Below are 26,797 nucleotides of genomic sequence, written 5' to 3'. Positions count from 1 at the left end.
CGCGGTGCGCCCCACGCGCCGTCCAGGGATGCGGTATGCAGGGCGCATGGCAGGCACGGAACACCTCCCGACCCCTCCCGTCGCGGGACTGCTGCTCGCCGCCGGCGGCGGCCGCAGGCTGGGCGGGCGCCCGAAGGCGCTCCTGACGCACCGGGGCCGGCCGCTGGTCGAGCACGCCGCGCGCGCCCTGCGTGAGGGCGGCTGCGCTCCGGTGCACGTGGTGCTGGGGGCGGCCGCCGAGGAGGTACGCGACCGGGCCGACCTGCCGGGCAGTGTCCTGGTCGACAACCCCGACTGGCAGGCCGGCATGGGCTCCTCACTGCGCGCGGGGCTCGCCTCGCTGGCCGGCACGGGCGCGCGGGCCGCCCTGGTCCTCCTGGTGGACCAGCCGGGGATCGGCGCGGAGGCGGTGGCCCGGGTGGTGGCCGCTTACCGTTCGCCGGACTCGCTCGCCTCGGCCTCGTACGACGGCGGGCGCGGCCATCCCGTGCTGTTCGGCGCCCGGCGGTGGGCGGAGATCGCGGCGGACGCGCGCGGCGACCGTGGGGCGCGGGCGTATCTGAGGGCCCGGGAGAGCGCCATCGTTCTCGTCGAGTGCGGGGATGTCGCGCGGCCGTACGACATCGACACGGAGGAGGATCTGTCCCACCTTGAGTGAGGTGTGACAGACCGCCGGCTTTCCCGGCCGGACCCTGACATCGGCTCCGGCATCGGTGCTGACAACGAGACCGGCATCGAGACCGGCATCGACGCCGGGCATCAACACCGGCATCGACGCTGGATTCATTGAACTTCCACCATGAGGAAACTAACATCCACTAACCAGAAGCGCCGGACACCCCGGCCGGCGCCCGCGAAGGAGTGACCTCTCATGTCCGCACCAGCGCCGTCCCCGCTGGCCATCGTCGACGCCGAGCCCCTGCCCCGGCAGGACGAGGTACTCACCGAGGCAGCCCTCACGTTCGTGGCCGAGCTGCACCGCCGGTTCACCCCCCGCCGTGACGAGCTGCTCGCCCGCCGCGCCGAGCGCCGCGCCGAGATCGCCCGTACCTCCAGCCTGGACTTCCTGCCGCAGACCGCCTCCGTCCGCGCGGACGAGAGCTGGCGCGTCGCCCCGGCACCGGCGGCGCTGAACGACCGGCGCGTGGAGATCACCGGGCCGACGGACCGCAAGATGACCGTCAACGCCCTGAATTCGGGGGCGCGGATCTGGCTCGCGGACTTCGAGGACGCCTCCGCGCCCACCTGGGAGAACGTGGTCGGTGGCCAGCTCAGTCTGATGGACGCCTACGCCCGCCGTATCGACTTCACCGACCCGGCCTCCGGCAAGTCGTACGCCCTCAAGGCGGCGGACCAGCTCGCGACCGTCGTGATGCGCCCGCGCGGCTGGCACCTGGCGGAGCGTCACCTCCAGCTGAACGGCGAGCCGGTGCCGGGCGCACTGGTCGACTTCGGCCTCTACTTCTTCCACAACGCCAAGCGCCTCATCGAGCTGGGCAAGGGCCCGTACTTCTACCTCCCGAAGACGGAGTCGTACCTGGAGGCCCGCCTCTGGAACGACATCTTCGTCTTCGCCCAGGAGTACCTGGGCGTGGAGCAGGGCACCGTCCGCGCGACCGTGCTGATCGAGACGATCACCGCGGCGTACGAGATGGAGGAGATCCTCTACGAGCTGCGCGACCACGCCTCCGGGCTCAACGCGGGCCGCTGGGACTACCTCTTCTCGATCGTCAAGAACTTCCGTGACGGCGGAGCCAAGTTCGTCCTGCCGGACCGCAACGCCGTCACGATGACGGCGCCGTTCATGCGCGCGTACACCGAACTGCTCGTCCGCACCTGCCACAAGCGCGGCGCGCACGCCATCGGGGGCATGGCCGCCTTCATCCCGTCCCGGCGCGACGCCGAGGTCAACAAGGTCGCCTTCGAGAAGGTCAAGGCCGACAAGGACCGCGAGGCGGGCGACGGCTTCGACGGCTCCTGGGTCGCCCACCCCGACCTGGTGCCGATCGCCATGGCCTCCTTCGACGCGGTCCTCGGTGACAGGCCCAACCAGAAGGACCGGCTCCGCGAGGACGTCTCCGTCGCCGCGGGCGACCTGATCGCCATCGACTCCCTGGACGCCAGGCCCACGTACGAGGGCCTGCTCAACGCCGTCCAGGTCGGCATTCGCTACATCGAGGCCTGGCTGCGGGGATCGGGCGCGGTCGCCATCTTCAACCTGATGGAGGACGCGGCCACCGCGGAGATCTCCCGCTCGCAGATCTGGCAGTGGATCAACGCGGACGTCGAGTTCGAGCACGACGGGCAGACCGTACGGGCCACCCCGGAGCTGGCCCGCCGGCTCGCCGCCGACGATCTCAGCGCGATCCGCGAGGAGATCGGCGAGGAGGCCTTCGCCGCCGGCAGCTGGCAGCAGGCCCACGACCTGCTGCTGACGGTCGCGCTGGACGACGACTACGCGGACTTCCTGACCCTCCCGGCGTACGAGCAGCTGCGCGGCTGACCCGGCCCGCCCCCTGCACCCCACTGCCCCACCGCCCCGCCGCCCCACCCGCCTCTTCACCCCTGCACCCCGCCCCCGCCCCCGCCCCCGCCCCCTGGCAGCCGTACAGGCGCCGGGGGGCGGACGCCGGTGCGATGAGTTCCGCGTACCGGACAGGTCTGCCTTTGCATGGACACGAAACCGAGGACGGACCCGCTCGACTTCGGCCCGGCGTGCCGCGAGGTGGCCGGGCTGCTGGACACCATCACCGACGATCAGCTCACGGAGCCGACGCCATGTCCCGCGTACACGGTGGCCGACCTGCTCGCGCATCTCACCGGGCTGACGGTCGCCTTCCGGGACGCCGCCAGGAAGGACCTGGGCCCGACGACCGATACGCCGCCGAGCCCGGCGGCCCTGCCCCCACTGGCCGCCGACTGGCGGGAGGTACTGCCCCGGCAGCTCGACGGGCTCGCCGCCGCCTGGCGCTCCCCCACGGCCTGGGAGGGCGACACCCGGGTCGGCGGCGTCGACCTGCCGGGCGCGGCGATCGGGCTCTTCGGCCTGAACGAGGTGCTGGTCCACGGCTGGGACCTGGCGCGGAGCACGGGCCAGGCGTACGCCCCAGACGAGAGGAGCCTGCGGGCGCTGCGCGGGATGCTGGCGGCCGGGGCGGCGGGGAATGCGGACAGCCCGTTCGGCCCCCCGGTCGGGGTCCCCGGGGACGCCCCGCTCCTGGACCGCGTGCTCGGCCTGACGGGGCGCCGCCCGGACTGGCGCCCGGACAACTGACCCGGTCGCCCGGACCGGCGACCGGACAGCTGACCCGGGGCGCGCACCGGGAGGCCGCCCGATCGGAGGCCGCCTGACCGGAAGCCGCCTGACCGGAAGCCGAGAAGGGCGGCGGGCGGGGTCATGTCGCGTGAGCCCCGGGAACGACCGGTGAAAAGACGACCGGGGAAAACACGGTGCCGGCTCCGGTGGGGACCTGTCAGGGTGAGGGTGTGGCCATGATCGAGGAGGCGGACGGGTTCGCCACCGTCCGTGCGAGGGGACGGCTTTACGCGTACCGGGTGCGCGGACGGGGACGTGCCGGGGTCGTGCTGTGGACCGGCGGCCGGGGCGACGACCCGGACCAGGTGTTCACCGTGCCAGGGCAGGGACATCGGGCGGTGCCGGTGTTCGTGACCGGACGGCAGGCGCGCGGGTACGCGCGACGGCGGGGGCTGCGGTTGGCCGACACAGCGGTCGACACGCTGGAGCTGGCCCGGCTGTGGCACTGGCTGGACGATCCGGTCGGCCGGAAGGTACCGCCGGGCGCGGTGCTGAATGCCTGGAACTTCTTCGAGGATCTGGCGCGCGGCCTCGACGCGGCACACCGGCTTCCCGAGCAGGGCGCGGTGCACAACAGCGCCTACGAGAAGCTGTTCGGCAACGAGTCCGCCACGTGGGATCCCGGTGAGCGGCACGCCGTGCTGGAGTTGCTCACCGCCGGGGCCGATCTGTGGCATACCTGCCCGGTGATCGGGAAGCCCTGGTGAGTGAGGGCCGCGGGCGTGGCGGCCTCCGGCATGGTTCACCCTCCGTCCACCGCGCATACGGGATGATCCCGGTCGGCTCACGTAATCTCAGGACCTGTCCGATCCGCACCATGGGGAAAAGGTCCGATACGTGATCCACACGCTCCGCCGGCTGCTGCTCGTCCTGGTGCCGGTCGTCCTCGTCATCTGCGCCGCGTGCGCCGCCGCCTCCGGTGCGTCCGCCGGGCTGGCGGATCCGGCGAAGAAGGAGATCGCGATGCGGCTGGTCTCCAGCGCGGAGAACTCCTCGCTGGACTGGCAGCGGCAGTACCGCTACATCGAGGACATCGGAGACGGACGCGGCTATACCGCCGGCCTCGTGGGCTTCTGCTCCGGCTGCGGCGATCTCCTGCAGGTCGTCCAGCGGTACGAGAAGGCCCGGCCGGGCAGCGCGCTCGGGCGTTTCCTGCCCGCCCTGCGCGCGGTCGACGGCACCGACTCGCACGCGGGGCTCGGCCAACCCTTCACCGACGCCTGGAAGAAGGCCTCCGACGACTCCGCCATGCGCGCGGCCCAGGACGCGGAGCGGGACCGGCTGTACTTCAACCCCGCCGTCGCGCGCGCGAAGGCCGACCGGCTGGGCACACTCGGGCAGTTCATCTACTACGACGCGTATGTGATGCACGGCTACGGGGACAGCAGGGGCACGGTCGGTTTCCGTACGATCCGTGAGAACGCCCTGCGCAAGGCCGCGTCCCCCGCGCAGGGGGGCGGCGAGAAGGCGTATCTCAACGCGTTTCTGGACGCGCGGGCCGCCGCCATGCGCAGCGAACCGTCCCACTCCGACACCAGCCGCGTCGACACGGCCCAGCGGGTGTTCCTGCGCGCGGGCAATCTGAACCTCGATACACCGCTCGACTGGAAGGTGTACGGCGACAGTTACCACATCGCCGCCGGGTAGAGCGGCCCGGAGCCGGCGGTCGCAGCACCGCCTGACAGGCCCTCACCTCTTCTTTACATGGAACAGGTGTACGCCGCCTCGAACTGTTGGTAGGAAAGCTTCCTAACAGAAGAGCGAAGCACGTACTCCCCCCACAGGAGGTCAGGTGCCCACCCCTCACATACGCACCACACGTCGACTCAGGCTCCTTCCGCACATTCTGCTCGGCCTGGCACTGGTCGCCGTTCCCACCACGGCGCTGGCGAACACGGCGGCTCCGGGGCCGGCCGGCTCCGGCCCGACCGCCGCCCACCAGGAGGCACGCGTGACAGCCGACGGGCTCGACGACCCGGCGAAGAAGGACATCGCCATGCGGCTCGTCTCCAGCGCGGAGAACTCCTCGCTGGACTGGCAGGCGCAGTACGGCTACATCGAGGACATCGACGACGGCCGCGGCTACACGGCGGGCATCATCGGATTCTGCTCCGGCACGGGCGACATGCTGGACCTCGTCGAGCTCTACACCGATCGCGAGCCCGGCAACCCCCTCGCCCCGTACCTGCCGGCGCTGCGCCAGGTCGACGGCACGGATTCGCACCAGGGGCTCGACCCGGGCTTCACCGGCGCCTGGGAAGAGGCCGCCGGGGACCCCGCCTTCCGAACCGCGCAGAACGACGAACGCGACCGGGTCTACTTCGACCCGGCCGTGGCGCGCGCCAAGCAGGACGGCCTGGGCACGCTCGGGCAGTTCATCTACTACGACGCCATCGTGATGCACGGCGACGGCGACGACGACACCAGCTTCGGCAGCATCCGGCAGCGGGCGCTCGACGTGGCGCGGACCCCGGCCCAGGGTGGCGACGAGACGGAGTATCTGAACGCGTACCTCGATGCCCGGGTCTGGGCCATGAACCAGGAGGAGGCGCACTCCGACACCACCCGGGTGGACACGGAACAGCGGGTCTTCCTCGACGCGGGCAATCTGAACCTGGAACCGCCGCTCGACTGGAAGGTCTACGGCGACAGGTTCCACATCGGGTGAGGCGCCGCGACGGGGCCATGTCCGGCGCGTGGCCCCGTCGCACCCGCCGGTCGCGTCCACGGCGACCGCCGGGTCGCCGCCCTCGCCGCCCTCGCCGCGTGGCCGCGCGCCGGTCACGTAGAACGCCGCGTTCCCGCAACCCTTGACACGTCCCGATCAACCAGAGGACCATCCTGACCGATTCATGACAACGTTGTCGGAACAGTCACGCGAAGGGCAGGAACGGTGTCGGACACACTGGTGCCTCGGACTCATCCAAAACGCCGGACCCCCGAACGACGGCTTCTCGGACGCCGGACCCTCGGCGGCGTCGCGGTGGCCGCCATGGCGGCCCTGGCGATGACCCTGACCGTCCCGCCCGCCTCGGCGGCCCCGGCCGGCCGGGGCGAGGTCAAGGACCCGGTCTCCTATGTCGATCCGCTGATCGGCACGACCAACGCGGGCAACACCTATCCCGGCGCCGTACAGCCCTTCGGCATGCTGGCGTGGAGCCCGCAGAACTCCCGGGGCAGCCAGGTCTCGACCCCCGCCCCGGGCGGTTACGAGTACGGCGCGACGAAGATCCGCGGCTTCAGCCTCACCCACCTCAACGGCGTCGGGTGTTACGGAGCCAACGGCGACATCCCGGTCATGCCGTACGTGGGCGACGTCGACTCCTCACCGACCGCCGACAGCACGGACGCGACGTACGCGGCCACCTTCTCCCACGCCAACGAGACCGCGAAGGCCGGCTACTACCGGGTCGGCCTGGACAGCGGCGCGAGCGCGGAGCTCACCGCCACCGCCCGCACCGGCTCCGGCCGGTTCGGATTCCCCGCCGACCGGCCGGCCAGCATGCTCTTCCGCACCTCCAACTCGGAGAGCGGCAGCGGCGACGCGACCGTCACGGTGGACGCCGCCGCCAGGACGGTGACCGGTTCGGTCAGCGCGGGCAACTTCTGCGGCCCGCAGAGCCCGAACAACCGCCACGACCTGTACACGCTGTACTTCACCGCCCACTTCGACCAGCCGTTCGCCAAGGTCGGGACCTGGACGGACAAGACCCTCAGCCCCGGGTCCACCTCGGCCACCGGCGGAACCGGTTACGGCACGACCGGTGTCCCGGCGGCGGGCAAGGGCTCCGGCGCCTATGTCACGTTCGCCGACGGCACCCGGCAGGTCCAGGCGAAGGTGGCGATCTCGTACGTCAGCGCGCGGAACGCGGAGGCCAATCTGCGCACCGAGAACCCGCCCGGCAAGAGCTTCGACGCCGTGAAGTCGGCGGCGGCCACCGCCTGGAAGCGTGAACTGGACAAGATCAAGGTGAGCGGCGGCACCGACGACCAGCGCGGCACGTTCTACACCGCGCTCTACCACTCGATGCTCGAACCCACCCTGACCAGCGATGTCGACGGCCGGTACCTGGGCGCCGACCGCACGCCGCACCAGCTGGCCAAGGGGCAGAAGGCGCAGTACGGCACCTTCTCCGGCTGGGACCAGTACCGCGCGCAGGTGCAGTTGATGGCCCTGCTCAACCCGAAGGCCGCGAGCGACTACGCCCAGTCCCTCTTCAACTTCGCCAAGCAGCGCGACGGCGAATGGGACCGCTGGCTGCTGGAGAACGGCAAGACGAGCGTGATGTCCGGCGACCCGTCGGCCGCCGCGCTGGCCGGCATCCACGCCTTCGGCGGCGATGACTTCGACGTCAAGGGCGCGCTGCGCTCGCTCATCACGGCCGCGACCGTGCCGACGGCGAACGACTCCGACAGCGCGGGCTGCAACGTCGAGTGCGTCGGGCAGCGGCCCGCTCTCGACAAGTACCTGACGCTCGGTTACGTACCGGCCGACAGCTGCCACTGCTGGGGCGGGGCGGCCGAGACGCTGGAGGACGCGGCGGCCGACTACGGCCTGTCGCGGCTCGCCGCTGCGACCGGCGACCGCGCGAACGAGAAGAAGTTCCTGGAGCGCTCCGGGAACTGGATGAACGTCTTCGACCCCAACGCCACCCCGGGCGCGGGCTACATGCGGGACCGCACGTCCGACGGGACCTGGTCCGGCGGATCGTTCAGCCCGAGCACCGAGAGCGGCTTCGTCGAGGGGACCAGCGCCCGCTACACCTGGATGGTCTACTCGGACGTGGCAGGTCTGGCCCGCGCCATGGGCGGCAACGAGGCGGCGACGGCGCGGCTCGACGCGTTCTTCCGCGCCCCGGACGGCACGTTCGACTTCTCGGCCGAGGACCCGACGCGTTACGACCCGACCAACGAGCCGGACATCAACACGCCGTACCTCTACAACTACCTGGGCGCCCCCTGGAAGACGCAGGAGACGGTCCGCGCGGAACTCGACACACTGTGGACGGACACCCCCGGCGGCATCCCGGGCAACGACGACGCCGGGACGATGTCGTCGTGGTACGTCTTCTCCGCGCTGGGCATGTATCCGCAGGTTCCCAGCCGCGCGGACCTGGTGCTCTCGGCGCCGCTCTTCCCGCACGCCGTGATCCGCACCGGACACGGCAGGACCATCACGGTCAACGCCCCGAAGGCCGGGGCCGACCACCCGTACATCCAGTCGCTGAAGACCAACGGCAGGAAGTCGACCAAGCCGTGGGTCCCCGCCTCGTTCGTCACGAACGGCGGCACCCTGGACTTCACGCTGGGCAGCGAGCCGAACACCTCGTGGGGCAGCGCTCCGGCCGACGCCCCGCCGTCCTTCCGTGAGGGCGGTGTGCCGTTCTTCACCGGGACGAATCCGGGACAGGTGAAGATCGAACCGGGCGGCGCGGCGGCGGAGTCGACGGTCAAGGTGCAGACGCTCCAGGACGCGGCCACCACGGTGCACTGGACGGCGGCACCGCCCGCCGGTCTCACGGTGACGCCGTCCGAAGGTGACTTCACGGTGCCCGGCGGCGGCTCGGCCGACGCGAAGATCGCGGTCTCGGCGGCGGCCGGCGGCCGGCCGGGCTTCTTCTCCGTGCCGGTGACCTTCGCCTCGTCCGGCGGTACGGCGCTGCCGAAGACGTCCCTGGCCGTGACGGTCGCCGCGCGCGACAGTGTGCTGTGGAACCTCAACAACGCGGGCATCTCGGCCGACGACACGAATCCGGCGGCCAACTTCGACGGCCAGGGCTGGAGTTACTCGGCGAAGGCCCTCGCGGTGGCGGGCGCTCGGCCCGGCGGCACCGTCTCGGCCGGCGGCTTCGACTTCACCTGGCCGGATGCGGAGGCCGGTGAGCCGGACAACATCGAGGTGGGCGGCGGCGGCCAGGTGCTCGACGTGTCGGCGTCGTCCGAGGGGGCCACGAAGCTGAGCCTGCTGGGCAGTGCCATCAACGGGTCGACGACCGGGACCGTGACGCTCACGTACACGGACGGCACGACGCGGCAGGCGGAGATCGGCTTCAGCGACTGGACGCTCGGGGGCGGCACCGAGCAGCCGTCGTTCGGCAATACGGTGGCCGTGCACACGGCGTACCGCGATGTGTCGGGCGGTGGCGTGGACCAGGTGGGCACGGACGTCTTCGCCCTCGCGCCGATCGCGCTGACCTCCGGCAAGCGGCTCGCGAGTGTGACGCTGCCGGTCACGGCCGACGGCGGCACGATCCACGTGTTCGCGGTGGCGACCGCCTGACGCCCGCCCGGCCCGCGCCCGGTCGAGGGCGCACGGGACATGAGGGGGTGCCCGGCAGCCGACGAGGCTGCCGGGCACCCCCTCGTCCGTGTCCGCCGGATGCCCGCCGACCCCGACCCCGACCCCGACCCCGACCCCGACCCCGACCAAGGCAACGGCAACGGCAACGGCAACGGCAACGGCAACGGCAACGGCTCATCCGGCCCCCTTGTCGCGGCTTCCCGTGACAAGGCAATCGGTCAACTTCGATCATGGCGACAGCGGCCGGGGAATCCGCTGGTCGGACATCGTCTTACGTCCCGATGAGCGCGGCGCCGCGCCGGCTCCCGCCGCGCGGGACGATTCCCCACAGAAGCCGACCGAGCGGACGCGGCCGACGGGCAGGCTTCGCTGGCCTGAAACATACGGAGCGGCCCGGCCGGACTCCTTGTCGATCTTGCGGACAGCGGCGCCCCGGAGCCACAGTGACTCCATCGCCCGCCCCACCCGAAGGAGTTGGAATGTCCAAGATCATTCGTATCGCCAAGCGCACTCTCGGCATCAGCGGCAACCTGCACGCCGCCACGTGGCCGGCCTACCCCGGCCGCTGATCACAGCCGTCAGGTGAACACCGGCGGAGCCGGGTCGGGCCGTTACGGGCCCGACCCGGCTCCGCATTTTCCGAGGAGGCTCAGCATGCCGCACCTGACGTTCGATCCGAAGATCGAGCAGCTTCTCCGCGAGCACGTGGGCACCGAGGCTTTCCGGGTCGACCCGAGAACGGTCGGCATAGCGGACGGCGCCCTGCTGCGTGAGGCGATGTCCCGCCGCACCATCCATGACTTCGAGAGCTCCGTGTTCCGTCCCGTCGAACGAACACGGGTCGACCCGGAAACGCGCAAACAGGTCATGCGGGCCCTGGCGCAGGACATACGAGCCGCCACAGCCGCCGACTCCGCCGCCTGGACCTCCGACCCCGAGCACCTGCTGGGCATATGGCCCCGAGCGGGCTCCCGGCACCTCGCGCGGCTGCTTTTCCGGCACGACCCCTGGTTCCTGCGGATGCTCGTGCGTACGCCCAACAGCAGAACGGCCATGGGCCTGGCGAAAGCCGCTCTGACGAAAGCCGTACCGACGGGATCCGTGCCGTCCCGCGCCGGCGGCGACATGGCGGAGTCAGCGCTCTCGCGGCTGCTCATGGACCCGGAGGCACCGCACCGCTCCATCGCCCTGCGGCTGTACCGGCGCACCGCCAACGCCCTGTGCTCGGCGGTCGCCGCGCTGCTCACCAACGCGGTGTACCTGGAGTCGGAGCGGCCTTCGGGCGCCCGCACGAGGGACATCTTCCTGGAGACACTGCGCCTGCTGCCTCCCTCCTGGCTCCTCTCCCGGCAGGCGGGCCGGGAATACGCGGACCTCCACCCGCTGATAGGGCCGGGGGACGGTCTCCTCCTCTGCCCGCTGCTCGCCCACAGAAATCCGCTGACCTGGGACGAGCCTTCCGTCTACGCCCCCGCGCGGTGGTCCGCCGTCACCGATCCGGAGTCGCTGACGGACTTCGTCCCGTTCGGCTCCGGGACCGACCGCTGCTGGGCCCGGTCCCAGGTGGTGCAGCTCGCCGAGTACGCGTGGGAGCGGGGCGTGGGCCGCCTCGCGGTGAATCCGTCCCAGCGCGTCGCCCGGGTCGAGGTACGGCCGATCCTCACCGTCGCCCGCCTGGACGTGAATCACGTCAGGGAAGCCCGCTCACCCGCTGTCCGCTGATCCCCTCTCCGCTGAACCCCTGTCCCTGATCGCCGCCCATCGCCCGCCGGGCTCAGTCCCCGGCCGCGATTCGCGCGAGGCGCCGTGCCTCGCTCCGCGTGGAGCGGGCGATGGTGTCCTCGTCCACCCTGGTCAGGCGACCGTCCTCGACGACGGTCCTGCCGTTGACGAGGGAGAGCGTGACCGGCGCGGCGGCGCCGAGGACCAGCGCGGCGACCGGGTCGGCGATGGAGGCGTGGGCGAGCGTGTCCATCTTCCAGAGCACCAGGTCGGCCAGTTTGCCGGCTTCGATCGAACCGATCTCGTCGGCCCGGCCGAGGACCTGGGCGCCGCCGTACGTGCCGAGGCGCAGCGCCTGCCGGGCGTTCAGGGCCGCCTCGCGATGAGCGCCGAGGCGGTTGATCAGCAGGGCGTTGCGCAGCTCGGTGTGGAGTTCGCCCGACTCGTTGGAGGCGGTGCCGTCGACACCGAGGCCGACCGGGATGCCGGCCCGGAGCATGTCGGGGACCCGGGCGATCCCGGCGGCCAGCCGGGCGTTGGAGGACGGGCAGTGCGCGACGCCCGTGCCCGTGCGGGCGAAGGCGGCGATGTCGGAGTCGTTCATATGGACGCAGTGCGCCATCCATACGTCGGAGCCGAGCCAGCCGGTCGACTCGAAGTAGTCGGTGGGTCCCCTGCCGAACAGTTCCTTGCAGAACTGTTCCTCCTCCACGGTCTCGCTGCCGTGGGTGTGCAGTCGGACGCCCTTGTGCCGCGCCAGCTCCGCTGCCTGCCGCATCAGTTCGGTGGACACGGAGAACGGTGAGCACGGGGCGACCGCGATCCGGGTCATCGCGTCGAAGGAGGCGTCGTGGTGCCTGTCGATGGTCTCCTCGGTCGCGGCGAGGGCGCTGTCGAGGGACTCGACCGCGAAGTCGGGGGGCAGCCCGCCGTCCGACTCCCCCCGGTCCATGGAGCCCCGGGCGAGGGTGAACCGTACGCCCGTCTCGGCGGCGGCCCCGATGATCGCGCCGGACAGGTCGCCGGCGCCGCGCGGGTAGACGTAGTGGTGGTCCGTCGCGGTGGTGACACCGCCCCGGGCCATCATCGCGAGGGAGCCGAGTGCGGCGGTGTGCGCCATCGGTTCGTCGATGCGCGCCCAGGTCGGGTAGAGCGCGACCAGCCAGTCGAAGAGGTTCTTGTCGGTGGCGAGTCCCCGGGTGAGCCACTGGTAGAAGTGGTGGTGCGTGTTGACCAGGCCGGGGGTGGCGAGGTGGCCGGCGCCGTCGATCCGGCGGACCACGTTCTCCAGGCGCGCGGGCGCCTTGCCCGTACCGACCGATTCGACGCGGTTGTCCGCGACGACGATGTGGCCCGAGGCGTACTCGGTGTCGTCCGCGTCCACGGTCGCGATGGCGCAGTTCTCGATGACGATGCGCGAAGCCGCCATGGCGTTCCTCTTCCGGGTCAGAGATGGGTCAGGTCCAGCGGGATCCGCGGCTCGGTTCCGTCGCGCAGGACGGTGGCCTCGATCAGGCCGTACGGCCGGTCGGCGGCGAGGTAGACGGCCCCGTCGGCGGTGACGTTCTCGATCCCGAAGGGTTCCAGGTCCACCGGGAAGTGGTGCTTGTTCGGCAGCGCGAACCGGATCTCGTCGATCTCGTCACGGCTGTCGATGACCCGCGCCCCCATCTGGTGGAGGGTCTGCTGGAGCGAGAGGGAGTACGTCTCGGCGAAGGCCTGGAGCAGGTGCTTCTTCGCCTGCCGGTAGGACTCGTCCCAGTCCGGCGCCGGCTCGTCGCCACCGGTCCAGCCGTAGCGCCAGCGGGCGGAGACGTCGGTCGCGAGGATACGGTCGTGCGCCTCCTGGAGTGTGGTGTACCGGTCCCTGGCGAACCCGGAGAATTCGGAGTTCGTCGAGTTCAGCACGGTCAGGTCCGTGAGTCCCGAGATGACCTGCCATCTCTCCCCGTCGTACGTGACCTGGGTGACGCGGGTCTCCTGGCCGGTGCGGACGAAGGAATGCCCGGTCTCCCGCGCCTCGCCGTCCCCCGTGCCGATGCGCTCCCAGCCGTACTCCTCGATCCGTACGCGCGCCTGGTGGATCGGCTCCTGGCCGGCCACGAAGTGCCGGGCGAGCTCGATGCCGAACGCCTCGGCGGATTCGATGCCGCGCTCCCTGGCGAACGCGTACACCGTGTTCTTCATGGTGTCGGTCGGCAGGACATGGGCGTTGTCGCCGAAGTGGTGGACGTCCGCCAGGTCTCCGGAGAGGGAGACCGAGACGTTCAGGTCCTTGATGTGGTGGGTGGCGCCGTCGCGCGTGATCCTGACGACGCGGGTCTCCGCCTTGCCGTACTGGTTCTGGCCGAGCGTCGTGGGCATGGCCGCTAGCTCCCTCGGTATACGGAGTAGCCGAACGGACTGAGCAGCAGCGGTACGTGGAAGTGCTCGCCGGGGCTGACGGTGAACGTGACGGCCACCTCCGGGAAGAACGGCGGACCGCCGTCGTGGGAGACCTTCGACAGGTATGTCCCGGTCTCGAAGTCGAGACGTGCGTGGGTCGTGGACTCCGGCAGCGCCGGGAGGTCCTTGCAGCGCCCGTCCGCGTCGGTCGCCGAATCCCCGAGCGCCACCCACGCGGCGTCGGGACCGGCGCGGACCGCGAGCGCCACGGGGACGCCCCCGGCGGGACGTCCGGTGCTGGTGTCCAGGATGTGGGTGGACACGGAGGCCGTACGCAAGCTCCTCACTTCCCCTCTGCCACGGGATGGCCGGCTTCCATGAGGCGGGCCAGCCGGATGCGGTTGATCTTGCCCAGCTCGGTGCGCGCGATCGCGCGCTCCCGCTCCGGCGTGTTGCGGAGCCGGGCCTTCAGCGCGTCCCGCATCCGCTCGCCGCTCAGGCCGGTGGCGCAGATCAGGAAGACGTGCCCGAAGGTGTCCTGGTAGGCCAGGTTCAGTTCGAGCGTCTCCGCGCGCACCTCGTCGGACGCGTCGCTCATGCCCCGCTGCTCGCGGGAGGAGGCCGGGTCGCCGGGGGCCGGCCGGCCGATCGGCGGATGCCCCGCCATCGCTTCGGCCAGATCGGCGTCGGCCAGCGCACCGGTCGCGGTGTCACTGGCGGCGAGGAGGGAGTCCACGGTGGCGTACGGACGACGGGCGAGCAGCTCGCTCCCCCACGCCGGACTGGCGCACACCTCGTGCAGGGCGGCGAGGGCGACGCTGCCGGGAGAGGTGTTGAAGCGGGCGAGGCCCGGTGTCGAGGTCGAAGTCACGGGCACCTCCGTGGCGGTGCTGGGCGGGCTGCACAGCTAACGCCCTGCGCGGGATCACGTCAACACTTTGTTGAATTTCGTATACCGGTCACGCGCCCGGGGCGCCGTGCTCCCTGTTCAGGTAGTTGTAGACGGTGAAGCGGCTGACTCCGAGGGCGCCCGCCACCGTCTCCACACCGTGCCGTACGGAGAAGGCGCCGCGCGCCTCCAGTATCCGTACGACGGACTGCTTGGACTTACGGTCCAGCTCGGCGAGCGGCATGCCGTGCCGGCGCTCCAGGGCGGCCAGGACGTGGTCCAGGGAATCCGACAGCTGCGGCAGCCGCACGGCCAGCAGCTCCTCGCCCTCCCAGGTGAGCACGACATCGTCGGGCTGGGCCTCGTGGGGGGCCATCAGCTCACCGCCCACGGCGTCGACCAGCGGTTTCACCGCCGCGATGAAGGGGTGGTCGGGGGAGTCGGTCACCGGCCGGCCTCCGTGGCCGCGCCGACGCCGACGGCGCCTTCCGCGCCTTCCGCCAGCACATTGACCTGGAGCGAGACCCGGGTCGCGCCGGCGGCGAGCGACGCGCGCAGCAGGGTGTACACCGCTGCCAGCACGGCGTCGGCACCCCCTTCGGCCGTGGTGCCGAACGGTCCGACATCGACGGCGTCCAGCCCGGCACCCTGGACGGCCTCACGGGCCACCACCGCGTGCGCGGGTGTCTCGTCGAGGTCGAAGGGTTCGGTCGTGAACTCCACACTCAATCGCACTGCGCCTCCACCGCCCTGGGCCGGCCTTCAGGGGCAGGGCGGCGTCCGTGGCCCCGGGCGGCTCGGGGACGACCCTAACCCGCGTCGCGCACCGTCCGGGAGGCGAGGACGCTCACCCGGCCTTCCGCGCCACCGGTACCTCCCGCGCCAGCACGGCACCCCCGGGGGAGATCTCCTCGGCCTGGCGGGCCCCTGACAGGCCGATGCCCCAGCGGGCGTCGGCCGCGCGGGCCGCGTGCTGGGCCTGTTCGCGGCCGGCCCGGCCGAGTCCGAGCAGATCGGCCGCCTGGCGGGGGCTCACGAGGAGCCGTCCGTACGTGGCGCCGGTGGCGGTGTCCTTGGCGGCGGGCCCGAGGGATTCCGCCCGGGCGATGAAACGGGTCCTGGCGTTGGGTCCGGTGCCGGGACCGTAGACCGAGCCGTCCCCGTCGAGCAGATAACCGATGTACGTCACGTCCCGCACCCGCAGGGCGGCCTCCTCGGCGCACTCGCGCACCGCCGTCGCGGCCGGATCCCGGTCCGTGGGCTCGACCGTGCCGCCGGGCAGGACCACATGGCCGTCGCGCGGATCCACCAGGACCACGACACGCCCGTCAGGGGTGAAGGCCCACAGCCAGGCCTGCTTCGCGGGCAGACCGGAGGGCACCGGGGTGTCCGGGTACCAGGGCACGTCGCGGTACGTGGCGGAAGGCCGCGGCACCACCCGCGCGCGGTGGAGTACGGAGGGCGCGCCGACCGGTTCACCGTCCTGGAGGACCTCGGGGCCCGCGCCGTCGATGCGGGCGCGCAGGGCTGCGATCATGCGCCGGGCGTCGAGCGGGAACATCCTGGCGGCGGCCTCGGCGGGAGGCAGGAACAGATACCCGGCGAGTTCGTCCGCCGGCAGCCGGATGCGTTCGATCTCGTGGTCCGCCAACTCCCCGCCGTCCCAGACGAACTGGGCCTCGCCGGGGAATCCGTACACCTCCGCCAGTTCGGGATGGTCGCGGCTGACCCAGTCGACCGCCAGCAGCCGGGTGAGCGCCGGCGTCAGGCCGAGCTCCTCGGTGCTCTCGCGGGCCGCCGCGGCCGACGGGTGCTCGTGCTGGTCCATCCCGCCGCCCGGCAGCAGCAGGGTGCCGGGGCGGTAGACGGGGTCCACGAGGAGGACCCTGCCACGGGTATCGGTGAACAGGACGGCGGAGCCGCCCCAGAAACCGGCCCGGGAGCGCGCGTACTCCGCCGGGTCCATCACCCCCACGGGCTCGCGCTGTCCGGCCGGGAGGGACGCGGCGCGCGCGGCGGATTCACTCAGGCTGTGTGTCATGCGGGGCCTCCAGGCGGGACGGCGGGACGATCCGGGCGCGCCGTGCCGGACGGGATCACGACTGTATCCAGCCTTCGGGCAACGGGTGTTGAGGGCGGGCGAAGACCCGGCGAATCCACACGATCAGGTGGTATGGGACGGGCCCGGCGCCTGCCGCGCACCGGATCGGCGAACTCCCTCCCCCGCGCCTCGCCCGTGGTGGACGATGGACGTACGGAGCACGGTCGAAGGGGGGCCTGATGGCAGAGGGCGTTTCGGTGCGCTGTCCGTCCTGCGGTCGCCACCACACCTTCATGGCGACGGTCCATCCCTGCGCGTGCGGCGCGACGGTCGCGCCGCCGGTGGCCCGTGGCGTACCCGTGGAGCCGGTCACCCACCGCACATGGGCGCAGCAGTGGGTGGCGGTCCGCTGTGGTGCGTGCGGACATCAAGGCCACTGGCCACAGCCGGAGTTGGGGTGCGCGTGCGGCACGACCCTGCGCATCCCGGTGCGCGCGGTGGATGAAGCGGCCGGGGCCGCCGGGGCGGCCACCGACCGGCGGCCCGCGCACATCCCACTGCCGCGCACCACCCCCGCGGCGCGTCCCGCGTTCCGGCCGCCGACGATCCGTACGGCCCGTGACGCGGTGACGGCCGCGGCGCTCTATCTGGGCTGGCTGGGCTTCCGGAGCGTCGTCCAGGCCGACGCGCAGCCGGCCTCCGGCATCGATCTGCGCGGCCCTGACGTGATCGCCCAGGTCGACCCGACCACCAGCCCGGCCTCGATGCGTTCCGTCGAGTGCCTCTGGCTCAACGGACTGAACGCGTCGGCGGTCAGCGTCTTCTTCGCCCTGGCGGGGTACGCGGACGACGCGCGCGCCCGCGCGGACGCCCTCGGTGTCCCGCTCTTCGTCATGGACCTCACGGGCGCCCCGCGACCGGTCAACGGCCCGGCGGACGAACTGGTCGCGGCCGGAGCGTGACGCCTGGCAGGTGACGGGACGCAAGTGACGGGACGCAGGCGGCGGACAGGTACGTGTCCCACCGGCCCTTCGCACGACGGGGGTTACGCCGGTACCCCGTGAGATCGAGCCTTCACCAGGGCGACCCGGCCAGGTGCTGAGCCCGGCCACGGTTCTGGATCCGGCCCCGGCCCTCGGCCCGATCCGTCATCGCAGCTCGCCCTCGTCGTATTCGGCGGCCGAGCCCTGGGCGGTCCGCTCGCGCAGTTCGATCCGGCGGATCTTCCCTGACACGGTCTTGGGCAGCTCGGCGAATTCGATCCGGCGGACGCGCTTGTACGGGGCGAGGACCGCGCGCGAGTGTGCGAAGAGCAGCTTCGCCGTGTCCGGGCCCGGCTCCCAGCCCTCGGCGAGGACGACGTACGCCTTGGGGACGGCCAGCCGGAGCGGATCGGGCGCGGGGACGACCGCCGCCTCCGCCACCGCCTCGTGCTCCAGCAGCGCGCTCTCCAGCTCGAAGGGCGAAATCTTGTAGTCGGATGCCTTGAACACGTCGTCGGAGCGGCCGATGTACGTGATGTAGCCGTCGTCGTCGCGGGCGCCGATGTCGCCCGTCCGGTAGTAGCCGCCGGCCATCGACGCGGCGGTCCGCCCGGGGTCGCCGTGGTACCCGGTCATCAGGCCGACCGGGTGGGCGGAGAGGTCGAGCGAGATCTCGCCCTCCCGCGCGCCGGGCGCGCCGGTGACCGGGTCGAGCAGTTCGACCGTGAAGCCCGGGGTGGGCCGTCCCATGGAACCCGTCTTGACCTTCTGGCCCGGCGAGTTGGCGACCTGCACCGCCGTCTCGGTCTGCCCGAAGCCGTCCCGGATCGTCAGGCCCCACGCGCGCCGTACGGTCTCGATCACCTCGGGGTTCAGCGGCTCCCCCGCCGCGACGACCTCGCGCGGGCGGGTGCGCAGCTGGGAGAGATCGGCCTGGATCAGCATGCGCCACACGGTGGGCGGGGCGCAGAAGCTGGTGACACCCGCGCGGTCCATCTCCGCCATCAGCCTGGCCGGGTCGAAGCGGGTGTAGTTGTGGATGAAGACGGTCGCTTCGGCGTTCCAGGGGGCGAAGAGGTTGGACCACGCGTGCTTGGCCCAGCCGGGTGAGGCGATGTTCAGATGGACGTCGCCCGGCTTGAGCCCGATCCAGTACATCGTGGCCAGGTGCCCGATCGGGTACGAGGTGTGGGTGTGCTCGACGAGCTTGGGGCGGGCGGTCGTGCCGGAGGTGAAGTACAGCATCAGCGGATCATCCGCACGGGTGACGCCGTCCGGCTCGAAGGTCTCCGGCCGCCCGTACGCGTCCTCGTACCGGAGCCAGCCGGGGACGGCTTCCCCTACGGCGGTCCTGGTGAAGCGGCCCGGAATGTCCGCGAACTTCGCGGTGTCCCCGGAGCGGACGATCACATGGCGGGCCCGGCCGCGCTCGACGCGGTCGCGCAGGTCGGTGGGGCCGAGGAGCGGGGTGGCGGGGATGACGACGGCGCGCAGCTTCATCGCGGCGAGGGCGGTCTCCCACAGCTCGACCTGGTTGCCGAGCATGACGACGATCCGGTCCTCCGCCCGTACACCCTGCTCACGCAGCCAGTTCGCGGCCCGGTTGGAGCGGGCGGACATCTCGGCGAAGGTGACGCGGGTACGGGTCCCGTCCTCCTCCGCGATGTGCAGGGCGACGCGGTCGTTGTCCTCCGCGATCCGGTCGAACCAGTCCAGCGCCCAGTTGAAGCGTTCGGGGCGCGGCCAGGCGAAGCCCTCGTACGCCGTCGCGTAATCCTCCCGGTGGGCCAGCAGGAAATCCCGGGCCGCCCGGAACTCGTCCGTCGCACTGCTCGCCGTCATGTGCTCTCCTCATCGCCGACCGTTCACCAGCATCCTGAGCATCCTGCAATTGCTGGTGCCGGTCCCACCACCCCCGGACCGGACCTAGCCACGCGTAAGGCTTCCGTACCGGATGTCGTACGAGGTGGCCGAGGTCATCGTGGCGAGCAGCCGTTCCCCCTCCTCCGACACCTCCGTGCCCTGCCGGCGGCTGAGCTTGCCGAAGGACTCGACGGTCAGGACCGCGCGGTCGCCGGTCTCCGTCAGCCGCCAGATCCCGGCCAGGAAGCCGTCGACGAGAAGCACCCGATGGGCGACGTTGCCGTGGGAGGCGCGCCCCCGGTACGCGGGCGGGACGATCCGGGCGCGGTCGGCGTGCGAGAGGAGCAGATTGTCGAACTCGGGCAGGAAGCGCGGCGGCGCCGGGGTGTTCTCGTCGGGCCTGGGGGCGTCCGGGAGATCGAAGAGTTCCACGCCGTTCTCGTCCTGGAAGACGCTGAGCCGGGGTCGCAGCCGCTCGAAGGCGTCCCGCAGCCGGGTGAGTCCCGACCAGGTCTGCATGTCCTTGACGGAGGCCGGGCCGAAGGCGCCGAGATAGCGCAGGACGGTCGCGTCCGGCGCGGGCACCTGCAGCGCAGGACGGCCGAACCAGTGCTCGGCGGTGGTCAGCGTGACTTGCCCGCTGCGGCCCCACAGCCCGCGCGGGGTGGTCTGGACGAGCGGCAGGAGACAGCGGGCGGCGACGGTGAGCGCCAGTGGATCGGCGTCGGGCCAGCACGTCAGCAGCGCCTCCCTCAGCTCCTTGACCGGTCTGGGCCGCTCTTCGACCAGTTCACGGCTGTACGCGGTGAGCCGGTCCAGGTCCACCCCGGTCAGTCCCTCGCGGAACAGCTTCAGCTCCCTCTCGCGCGCGGCCTGCACCAGCGGGCGGAGGGTGAAGCAGTCGTCGGCGGTGTGCGTGTGGAGGGTGGAGCGCATCGTGACCAGCCGGCCGGTCTCCCGGCCGGCCATCAGCGCGGACAGGTCCCCGGGGACGAAGCCGTCCAGCCGGGCGGCGAGCTGGAAGTACGGCGGTTTGACGTTCTGGGCCTGCAGTCCGAGCAGATGCGCCACGGCGTCCTTCGCGGACCGGCCGTCGCGGCGCAGCAGGAGCTGACGCTCCAGGGTGGCGCGGTTGAGGGCGCGGGTGCCGAGCACGGGGTTCGTCGACTTCGGGGCCATGCCGGGCACGCTACCGACCCTCACCGGTCCTCGGGGGCGGCGGCGGTCCTCGGCGCAGGGGCCGCCGCCGGGGCCGGGCGGGAGTCAGGGTCAGAGGAGTCAGGGTCAGCGCGCGCGGGGCCGGCTCAGCGCGCGCGGGGCCGGGCCCGGGGTCAGGGTCAGGGTCAGGGTCAGGGTCAGGGCGCGAACGCGCGGCGCACGGTCTCGTGCAGCGCCTTCCGGCGCCGTTCGTGCTCGTCCTCGGCGTCGTCCTTGGTGGCGGCAATGGTGACGCTCGCGGGCGACCAGGCGAGGGACATGGCGGTGACCAGGGTCAGGACATCGGTGGGAGCGAGGGCGGGATGGACGAGGCCGGCGCGCTGCGCGGCGGAGATGGACTCCAGTTTCAGCGTGTCGTGCCCCGGAAGGTTGGTGATCAGCTCGCCCGCCGGGACGCGCTCCAGCCGGGACCAGGTCGCCAGCCGCACCAGCTCGGGGTGGACGAGGTAGGCGTCGTACAGGCCGGTCGCGTAGCCGGGCAGGTCTTCGGCGTTCAGCGGCACCGTATTGACGATCATGTCGAGGTGCTCGCCGAAGACGGCGTCGAAGAGCCCTTCCTTGTTCCCGAAGTAGGCGTACAGCTGCGCCTTGTTCGCCCTGGCCTGGGCCGAGATCCGGTCCACCCGGGCCCCGGCGATGCCGTAGGTGGCGAATTCGGCGGTGGCCGCGTCCAGCAGTCGGCGTTTCGTGGCTTCTCCAGCGTTCATGTCCTCATCGTAAACCAACTAGTTTGTTTGACAGCCGTCGCGGCGGGCGTTACGTTCGGGCCACGAGAACAAACAAACTAGTTTGTTTCTGCTCTGGAGGTTCCCCCGTGCTCGCACCCCTGACGCTCGACCCCGCCGCCCGCCCGGCCCCCGCCTTCCTGGGCGGCGGCCCCAAGAAGCTCCTCATCGACGGGGAGTGGGTGCCCGCCCGGTCCGGCGCGACGCTGCCGACGATCGACCCGACCACCGAACAGACGCTGACCTCCTTCGCCGCCGGTGACGCCGCCGACGTCGACCTGGCCGTCGCCGCCGCGCGCCGGGCGTTCGAGGACCCGTCCTGGTCCGCCATCACCCCGTACCGGCGCAGCCGCGTACTCCTCCAGATCGCCGATGTACTGGAGGCGAACGCCGAGGAGCTGGCGACGCTGGAATCGCTCGACATGGGCGGACCGATCGGTCTCACCCGCTGGTTCGTCGACCACTCCGTCGAGGTCATCCGCCACTACGCCGGCTGGCCGACCAAGGTCTACGGCCAGACCGCGCCCTCGGACCCCTCGCAGTTGCACTACACGCTCCGCCAGCCGCTCGGCGTGGTCGGCGCGATCACCGCCTGGAACGGCCCGCTGCTCCAGGTCGCATGGAAGCTCGGCCCCGCACTGGCCACCGGCAACACTCTGGTGATCAAGCCGGCCGACCAGTCCCCGCTGACCGCGCTGCGCTTCGGGGAACTGCTGGCGGGGACCGATCTGCCGCACGGCGTCGTCAACATCGTCACCGGCATGGGCCGTACCGCCGGTGAGGCGCTCATCAACCACGCCGACGTGGACAAGATCTCCTTCACCGGCTCGACCGCCGTGGGCAAGCACATCCTGGAGGCGTCCACCGGCAACCTGAAGCGCGTCACGCTGGAGCTGGGCGGCAAGTCACCGAACATCGTCTTCGCCGACGCCGACCTCAGGACCGCCGCGGCCACCGCAGCCCTCGGCTTCTGCGCCGGGGCCGGCCAGGGCTGCGTCGCGGGCACCCGCATCTTCGTCGAGGAGTCCGTGCGCGAGGAGTTCGCCGAACTGCTCCGCGAGGAGATGGCCGCGTACACGCTCGGCGACCCGTTCCACCCGGACACCCGCATGGGACCGCTCGCCTCGCGCGGGCACTTCGAGCGCGTCACGTCCTACTTCGACGTGGCACGCGAGGACGGCGCCACCCTCCGCATCGGCGGCGAGGTCGACGCGGGCGCCGGGCTGTTCGTCCCCCCGACCCTCATCGACGACGTCACCAACGACATGCGCGTCTCGCAGGAGGAGATCTTCGGTCCGGTCGCCGCGATCATGTCCTTCACCGACGAGGCCGAAGCCGTCCGCCTCGGCAACGACACCGTCTACGGCCTGTCCGCGGGCGTCTGGACCCGCGACCTCTCGCGCGCCCACCGCGTCAGCGCCGCGCTGCGCGCAGGCACCGTCTGGGTCAATACGTACGGTCGGATGACCGCGGGCATCCTCCCCTTCGGAGGCTTCAAGCAGTCCGGCATCGGCCGCGAGCACGGCACGGAGGTGCTCGACGCGTACACCGAGACCAAGACCGTCATGGTCCAGCTCTGAGAGGACCCGCCATGGAGCCCGCCGTACGACAGGCGCTCGCGATCACCAGGTCGTCGTCCGCCGCCGACCGCACGGTCGACATCACCACCACCGGCCGCCGCTCCGGACAGCCCCGCAGGATCGAGATCTGGTTCTACCGCGCCGACGGCAGGAACTACCTGAGCGGGCTGCCCGGCAAGCGCTCCTGGAGCGCCAATCTGAAGGCGCGTCCGGCCTTCACCTTCCACCTCAAGCACGGGGTCGTCGCCGACCTCCCCGCGCGAGCGGTGCCTGTCACCGACGAGGACGAGCGGCGCCGGATCTTCACCGTCCTCGTCGACGACCTGAACCAGCCGCACAACCCCGGCCGCATCAGCCGGCCGACCAGCGTCGAGGCCTGGCTGGAAGGAAGCCCGCTCTTCGAGATCGTCTTCGACGCGTAGCGACCACGGACGAGCGGTGGCAGGCCGGACGAACGGGTGCGGCGGCCACCTGGGTGCGGTGGCCCGGAGCAGACGAGCGGCGGCCCGGAGATTCCTCCGGGCCGCCGCTCGCCGTGGTGTCGGTCCACCCGCGTCAGAAGCCGGGGGGCGGTCCCACCGGGCGGCGGGAAGGCCGTGCCAGGGAGTAGCCGGCGATGGCCGCGAGGGCCCCGAGGATGCCCCCGGCGGCCGTCCAGATCCAGCGGTCCGTCCACCAGCCGGAGGACCAGCCGTCCTCCGGCGCGCTCGCCGCCGCGTCGCCCGGCGCGTCCTCCTCCGCCGACGCGGCGGTGGCGCCGGGGACCAGCGGGGTGGCCAGGGTGCCGCCGACGGCGTGGGCGCCGCCCGCGTTCGCCGTGGTGGCCTCGATCTCCGTCCGGACCGGCAGTCCGAGGTCCTCCTCCTGCGCGTTCACCACGGTCAGGCGTACGTAGTAGCTGCCCGGCAGCGGATCGTCGGCCCACGGCTCGGCCCAGGACCTCACCACGCGCAGCGTGCAGCGCAGCTCCACCGTGGCCGCGTCGGCCGCGACCGCCCGGGTCTGCGCGCCGTACACGCACGGCTGGCGGCGGCGCAGGCCGTCGTAGACGTCGACCTGCCAGGTGGCCGCGCCCTTCCTGGTGGCTGACTCGGGCAGCGTGACCTTGGCGGTCACGGTGGGCCGCTGCCCCGCGTCGACGGGGAACACCCAGTAGAGGTAGTCACCCGTGGAGGCGCCGGCCGTGGCCCGCTGGCCGGGCCGGAACGCGGTGGCGGTACGGAACGACGTGCCGGCCTCGGTCGGTCCTGCGGCGCTGTCGGTCGTGTCGGTGGACGTGGCCGAGGGGCTCGGGGTGCTGTCGGCCTCGGCGCCGCCGGCCGCGCCGAGGAGCAGCGCGCCGGCCAGCAGGGTTCCTGTGAACATACCGGTGATACGCATCAGTTGGTCCTCCATACAGCGACACGCCAGCGGGAGACCCAGCCCCACACGAGGCCGGCGAGCAGGCCGGTGAGGACCAGCAGGCCGAGCAGCCACCAGCCGCGGCCCAGGCCGAACGCGGCGACGTCGGAAGGATCGTCGGGCGAGTCCACCAGGTCGACGGTCAGTTCGATGGGCAGGCCCGGGGTGGTCTTCACCGAGTCGGGCGCCGAGAAGGCGTTGCTGACCTGGAGGCAGACCGTCTCGACGGCCGCCCGCGCCTCCTCGTCGCTGTCGGCCTCCGGCTTGGGGTAGCGCAGGCCGGTGGAGATCACATCGGTGCGTCCGTCGCCGGCTTCGGAGCCGCGGACGATCTCCCTGCCGTGGACGGTCACGGCCCGCAGCAGCACGCCGTAGTCGTCGTCGACGGCACGGTCCGCGCCGACGCTGACCGAGGCGCGCAGTTCCTGGCCGGGCAGGACGTCCACGCGGTACCAGCGGTGCTCGGAGAACTTCTCGCGGTCGCTGTAGAGGCCCGGCTTCAGCTGGGGCGCGTCGGCGCAGCGCGCCGCCCCCTCCGTCGCGACCGGGGTGACGACGGGGTCGGCGGCCCGCTCCACCAACTGGGATACGCGGCCGGAGAGTTCGTCGGCGTGCCGTACGGAGGTGTAGGTGCCGCCGGTGGCCTCGGCGATGCAGGTCAGCTGCCGCTGGGTCTTGGCGTCGGGCACGAGGCCCAGGGTGTCGATGACGAGGTGGATGCCCTTGGCGGCGATGTCGCGCGCGACCTCGCAGGGGTCCAGTGGCGCGCAGGTGTCCTCGCCGTCGGTGATGAGCACGATGCGGCGGGTGGCGTCACCGCCTTCGAGGTCTTCGGCGGCGCCGAGGAGAGCGGGGCCGATCGGGGTCCAGCCCGTGGGGGCGAGGGTGGCGACCGCGGTCTTGGCCTCGGTACGGTCCAGCGGACCGACCGGGTACAGCTGCCGGGTGTCCTTGCAGCCGACCTCGGTGTCCTTCCCTGGGTAGTCGGCACCGAGGGTGCGGATGCCGAGCTGGACCTCCTGCGGCACCGCGTCCAGCACCTCGTTGAACGCTTGTTTCGCCGCCGCCATCCGGGACTGGCCGTCGATGTCGCGGGTCCGCATCGAACCGCTGACATCGATGACGAGATCGACCTTCGGGGCCGGTCTGCCGGTCGGTTCATCGGCCACGGCGACGGGAGGGAGGAGCCCTACAGCCAGGGTGGCCACCAGACCGCACAGCGCGGCTGCCGACCGTTTACTTATGATCATTGCCGGATGATAGTGAGAATTGAGCGACGGAACCAAACGTCATGTGACGATCCGTCAGTTATTCATCAGCCATTCGTCAGCCATCATTCCGCCTGATACTCGGCCTCGCACACGGGCAACTGACCACCCGTCGTATCACCGGGACGCGAAACCTTCGTCATCCGGTCGCCAGCGAGCGGAGGTCGGACCTCCGGCGGTCCTTCGATCTACTTGAGGCCGCGCCGGCCGTCGCCGGGTTCGCGCGCGTACCGTCCAGGACCCTCGATCCGGCGTACGGTCCCGACGCGCCGGCGGCCCCCGGTGAGCCCGGCCCGGCGGGAGACATGGCTGTGCGCCAGGGGCCGCGGACCCCTGGCGCACAGGTGACAGCAGGTCAGCGCCCCTGGTGCCCATGGGCCTTGCGGCCCCAGCTCTTGGTGTCGATCACGTGCCCGCGCTGGTCGCGCAGGGTCGCGGCGTCGCGGTTGTCCCACACGTACCTGAGGCTGCTCTGGTAGACGTCGTGCAGGGTGTCGCGGCCGGCGCCGGTGTGCACCCGGACCGACTGCTTTCCGGCCAGCCGCAGGTTCTTGAAGCGGTAGACGTGACGGCCCTCGTCGGTGAGGGTCCAGCCCCTGAGGTTCACCGCCGCCCGGCCGGTGTTGCTGACCGTCACCCACTCCGCGTTGAGGCTCCGGTTGGAGCGGTTCTCCCGTCCGGGGCTGTCGTACTGGACGGCGCCGAGGACGACGGCCGAGCGGGCCGGGCGCGGGGCCGGCGCGTGGCCTGCGGCGGCGGCCGGGAGGACGGCGGTGGCCGCCAGGGCGGCCGAGCCCATGACGACGGCAGCGGTGCGGGATGCCGAACGGAACATAGAAACCTCCTGCTACGGCACCTCATCAGAGGTGCCGGTGATGCCGGTGTCCGGTCGGTCGCCGGACGTTCACACTGTGGCCCCGCGTCACGTCCCATCGTCGAAAATCCGGCTACAGGTTACAAAATGCGGACATCTGCACACCCGTCACTTCCCCGGCGCGCACTCCCCCGCGCTTCGGTCCCCGGAGCGACCTCCCCCGCGTCTGGGAGCGCTCCCAATGATTGAATGGGGACAGGCCCTATCAGGCCCACCCGTATCGGTTCACCC

The 26,797-nt window shown here is 71.7% G+C and carries 24 protein-coding genes; 11 read left to right on the top strand and 13 right to left on the bottom strand.

All coding sequences use genetic code 11. The annotated features are described in order from the left end of the window. Positions 1 to 46: 46 nt before the first annotated feature. The 8 genes from ACIBAE_RS06895 (at position 47) to ACIBAE_RS06860 (ending at position 11,339) form a co-directional block, all read left to right on the top strand. Positions 47 to 658, top strand: a complete 612-nt coding sequence (locus tag ACIBAE_RS06895; RefSeq protein WP_399282796.1) for an NTP transferase domain-containing protein — start codon at positions 47 to 49, stop codon at positions 656 to 658. A 213-nt stretch (positions 659 to 871) separates the two neighbouring features. Continuing rightward, positions 872 to 2,503 carry a malate synthase A gene (gene aceB / locus ACIBAE_RS06890; RefSeq protein ID WP_399282795.1) on the top strand — a complete coding sequence of 544 codons (1,632 nt, stop codon included), beginning with the start codon at positions 872 to 874 and terminating at the stop codon, positions 2,501 to 2,503. A gap of 168 nt (positions 2,504 to 2,671) precedes the next feature. After that, a complete protein-coding gene (locus ACIBAE_RS06885) occupies positions 2,672 to 3,274 on the top strand; it encodes a TIGR03086 family metal-binding protein (protein ID WP_399282794.1) in 603 nt (200 codons plus the stop codon). 212 nt (positions 3,275 to 3,486) lie between these two features. Further along, complete coding sequence (locus ACIBAE_RS06880; protein WP_399282793.1) at positions 3,487 to 4,023, top strand: hypothetical protein; 537 nt, start codon at positions 3,487 to 3,489, stop codon at positions 4,021 to 4,023. A gap of 130 nt (positions 4,024 to 4,153) precedes the next feature. Next, on the top strand, positions 4,154 to 4,963 hold the full coding sequence (locus tag ACIBAE_RS06875) for a chitosanase (protein ID WP_399282792.1): 810 nt from the start codon (positions 4,154 to 4,156) through the stop codon (positions 4,961 to 4,963). A gap of 145 nt (positions 4,964 to 5,108) precedes the next feature. Beyond that, a complete protein-coding gene (locus ACIBAE_RS06870; RefSeq protein WP_399282791.1) occupies positions 5,109 to 5,984 on the top strand; it encodes a chitosanase in 876 nt (291 codons plus the stop codon). 324 nt (positions 5,985 to 6,308) lie between these two features. Continuing rightward, the gene (locus ACIBAE_RS06865; RefSeq protein WP_399282790.1) at positions 6,309 to 9,596 is read left to right on the top strand and encodes a GH92 family glycosyl hydrolase; all 3,288 of its coding nucleotides are present in this window, start codon (positions 6,309 to 6,311) and stop codon (positions 9,594 to 9,596) included. Positions 9,597 to 10,271: 675 nt separating this feature from the next. Beyond that, positions 10,272 to 11,339 (top strand): cytochrome P450, encoded by a 1,068-nt coding sequence (locus ACIBAE_RS06860; protein ID WP_399282789.1) that lies wholly within the window; start codon positions 10,272 to 10,274, stop codon positions 11,337 to 11,339. Between the two features lie 52 nt (positions 11,340 to 11,391). Here ACIBAE_RS06860 and ACIBAE_RS06855 read toward each other — a convergent pair whose 3' ends face one another. From ACIBAE_RS06855 to ACIBAE_RS06825, 7 genes are all read right to left on the bottom strand, one after another. After that, entirely contained in the window at positions 11,392 to 12,768 is a 1,377-nt protein-coding gene (locus ACIBAE_RS06855; protein WP_399282788.1) for an 8-oxoguanine deaminase, read from the bottom strand. Between the two features lie 17 nt (positions 12,769 to 12,785). Continuing rightward, positions 12,786 to 13,703 carry a factor-independent urate hydroxylase gene (gene pucL, locus ACIBAE_RS06850; protein ID WP_399282787.1) on the bottom strand — a complete coding sequence of 306 codons (918 nt, stop codon included), beginning with the start codon at positions 13,701 to 13,703 and terminating at the stop codon, positions 12,786 to 12,788. Between the two features lie 5 nt (positions 13,704 to 13,708). Further along, positions 13,709 to 14,071: a hydroxyisourate hydrolase gene (gene uraH, locus ACIBAE_RS06845; RefSeq protein WP_399282786.1), complete on the bottom strand. Its 363-nt coding sequence runs from the start codon at positions 14,069 to 14,071 to the stop codon at positions 13,709 to 13,711. After that, entirely contained in the window at positions 14,068 to 14,595 is a 528-nt protein-coding gene (gene uraD, locus ACIBAE_RS06840) for a 2-oxo-4-hydroxy-4-carboxy-5-ureidoimidazoline decarboxylase (RefSeq protein ID WP_399282785.1), read from the bottom strand. The genes uraH and uraD overlap by 4 nt, the downstream gene beginning before the upstream one ends. 88 nt (positions 14,596 to 14,683) lie before the next feature. Next, the gene (locus tag ACIBAE_RS06835) at positions 14,684 to 15,061 is read right to left on the bottom strand and encodes a helix-turn-helix domain-containing protein (protein ID WP_399282784.1); all 378 of its coding nucleotides are present in this window, start codon (positions 15,059 to 15,061) and stop codon (positions 14,684 to 14,686) included. Next, positions 15,058 to 15,348: a thiamine-binding protein gene (locus ACIBAE_RS06830; RefSeq protein WP_399282783.1), complete on the bottom strand. Its 291-nt coding sequence runs from the start codon at positions 15,346 to 15,348 to the stop codon at positions 15,058 to 15,060. Before ACIBAE_RS06830 ends, ACIBAE_RS06835 begins: the two co-directional genes overlap by 4 nt. Before the next feature lie 112 nt (positions 15,349 to 15,460). Continuing rightward, complete coding sequence (locus tag ACIBAE_RS06825) at positions 15,461 to 16,654, bottom strand: NUDIX hydrolase (RefSeq protein ID WP_399282782.1); 1,194 nt, start codon at positions 16,652 to 16,654, stop codon at positions 15,461 to 15,463. 239 nt (positions 16,655 to 16,893) lie between these two features. Between ACIBAE_RS06825 and ACIBAE_RS06820 the strand changes: the two genes are divergently transcribed. Next, positions 16,894 to 17,616: a hypothetical protein gene (locus ACIBAE_RS06820; RefSeq protein WP_399282781.1), complete on the top strand. Its 723-nt coding sequence runs from the start codon at positions 16,894 to 16,896 to the stop codon at positions 17,614 to 17,616. Positions 17,617 to 17,802: 186 nt separating this feature from the next. On the opposite strand, the gene ACIBAE_RS06815 is transcribed toward ACIBAE_RS06820, so the two are convergent. The 3 genes from ACIBAE_RS06815 to ACIBAE_RS06805 form a co-directional block, all read right to left on the bottom strand. Beyond that, the gene (locus ACIBAE_RS06815; RefSeq protein ID WP_399282780.1) at positions 17,803 to 19,479 is read right to left on the bottom strand and encodes an AMP-binding protein; all 1,677 of its coding nucleotides are present in this window, start codon (positions 19,477 to 19,479) and stop codon (positions 17,803 to 17,805) included. 84 nt (positions 19,480 to 19,563) lie between these two features. Next, entirely contained in the window at positions 19,564 to 20,679 is a 1,116-nt protein-coding gene (locus ACIBAE_RS06810; RefSeq protein WP_399282779.1) for a winged helix DNA-binding domain-containing protein, read from the bottom strand. 176 nt (positions 20,680 to 20,855) lie between these two features. Continuing rightward, positions 20,856 to 21,425, bottom strand: coding sequence for a TetR family transcriptional regulator (locus ACIBAE_RS06805; protein ID WP_399282778.1), 570 nt, complete (start codon positions 21,423 to 21,425; stop codon positions 20,856 to 20,858). 107 nt (positions 21,426 to 21,532) lie between these two features. Between ACIBAE_RS06805 and ACIBAE_RS06800 the strand changes: the two genes are divergently transcribed. Both ACIBAE_RS06800 and ACIBAE_RS06795 read left to right on the top strand, forming a co-directional pair. Then, on the top strand, positions 21,533 to 23,023 hold the full coding sequence (locus ACIBAE_RS06800; RefSeq protein WP_399282777.1) for an aldehyde dehydrogenase family protein: 1,491 nt from the start codon (positions 21,533 to 21,535) through the stop codon (positions 23,021 to 23,023). Between the two features lie 11 nt (positions 23,024 to 23,034). Further along, positions 23,035 to 23,445: a nitroreductase/quinone reductase family protein gene (locus ACIBAE_RS06795; RefSeq protein WP_399282776.1), complete on the top strand. Its 411-nt coding sequence runs from the start codon at positions 23,035 to 23,037 to the stop codon at positions 23,443 to 23,445. A gap of 133 nt (positions 23,446 to 23,578) precedes the next feature. Here ACIBAE_RS06795 and ACIBAE_RS06790 read toward each other — a convergent pair whose 3' ends face one another. The 3 genes from ACIBAE_RS06790 to ACIBAE_RS06780 form a co-directional block, all read right to left on the bottom strand. Continuing rightward, a complete protein-coding gene (locus tag ACIBAE_RS06790) occupies positions 23,579 to 24,403 on the bottom strand; it encodes a hypothetical protein (protein ID WP_399282775.1) in 825 nt (274 codons plus the stop codon). After that, positions 24,403 to 25,674, bottom strand: coding sequence for a VWA domain-containing protein (locus ACIBAE_RS06785; protein WP_399282774.1), 1,272 nt, complete (start codon positions 25,672 to 25,674; stop codon positions 24,403 to 24,405). Before ACIBAE_RS06785 ends, ACIBAE_RS06790 begins: the two co-directional genes overlap by 1 nt. 373 nt (positions 25,675 to 26,047) lie before the next feature. After that, entirely contained in the window at positions 26,048 to 26,527 is a 480-nt protein-coding gene (locus ACIBAE_RS06780) for a lamin tail domain-containing protein (RefSeq protein ID WP_399282773.1), read from the bottom strand. Between the last annotated feature and the right edge of the window lie 270 nt (positions 26,528 to 26,797).

The organism is Streptomyces sp. NPDC051569, from assembly GCF_044454085.1.
GTDB lineage: Bacteria > Actinomycetota > Actinomycetes > Streptomycetales > Streptomycetaceae > Streptomyces.
This window is presented reverse-complemented; position numbering and strand designations above follow the sequence as displayed.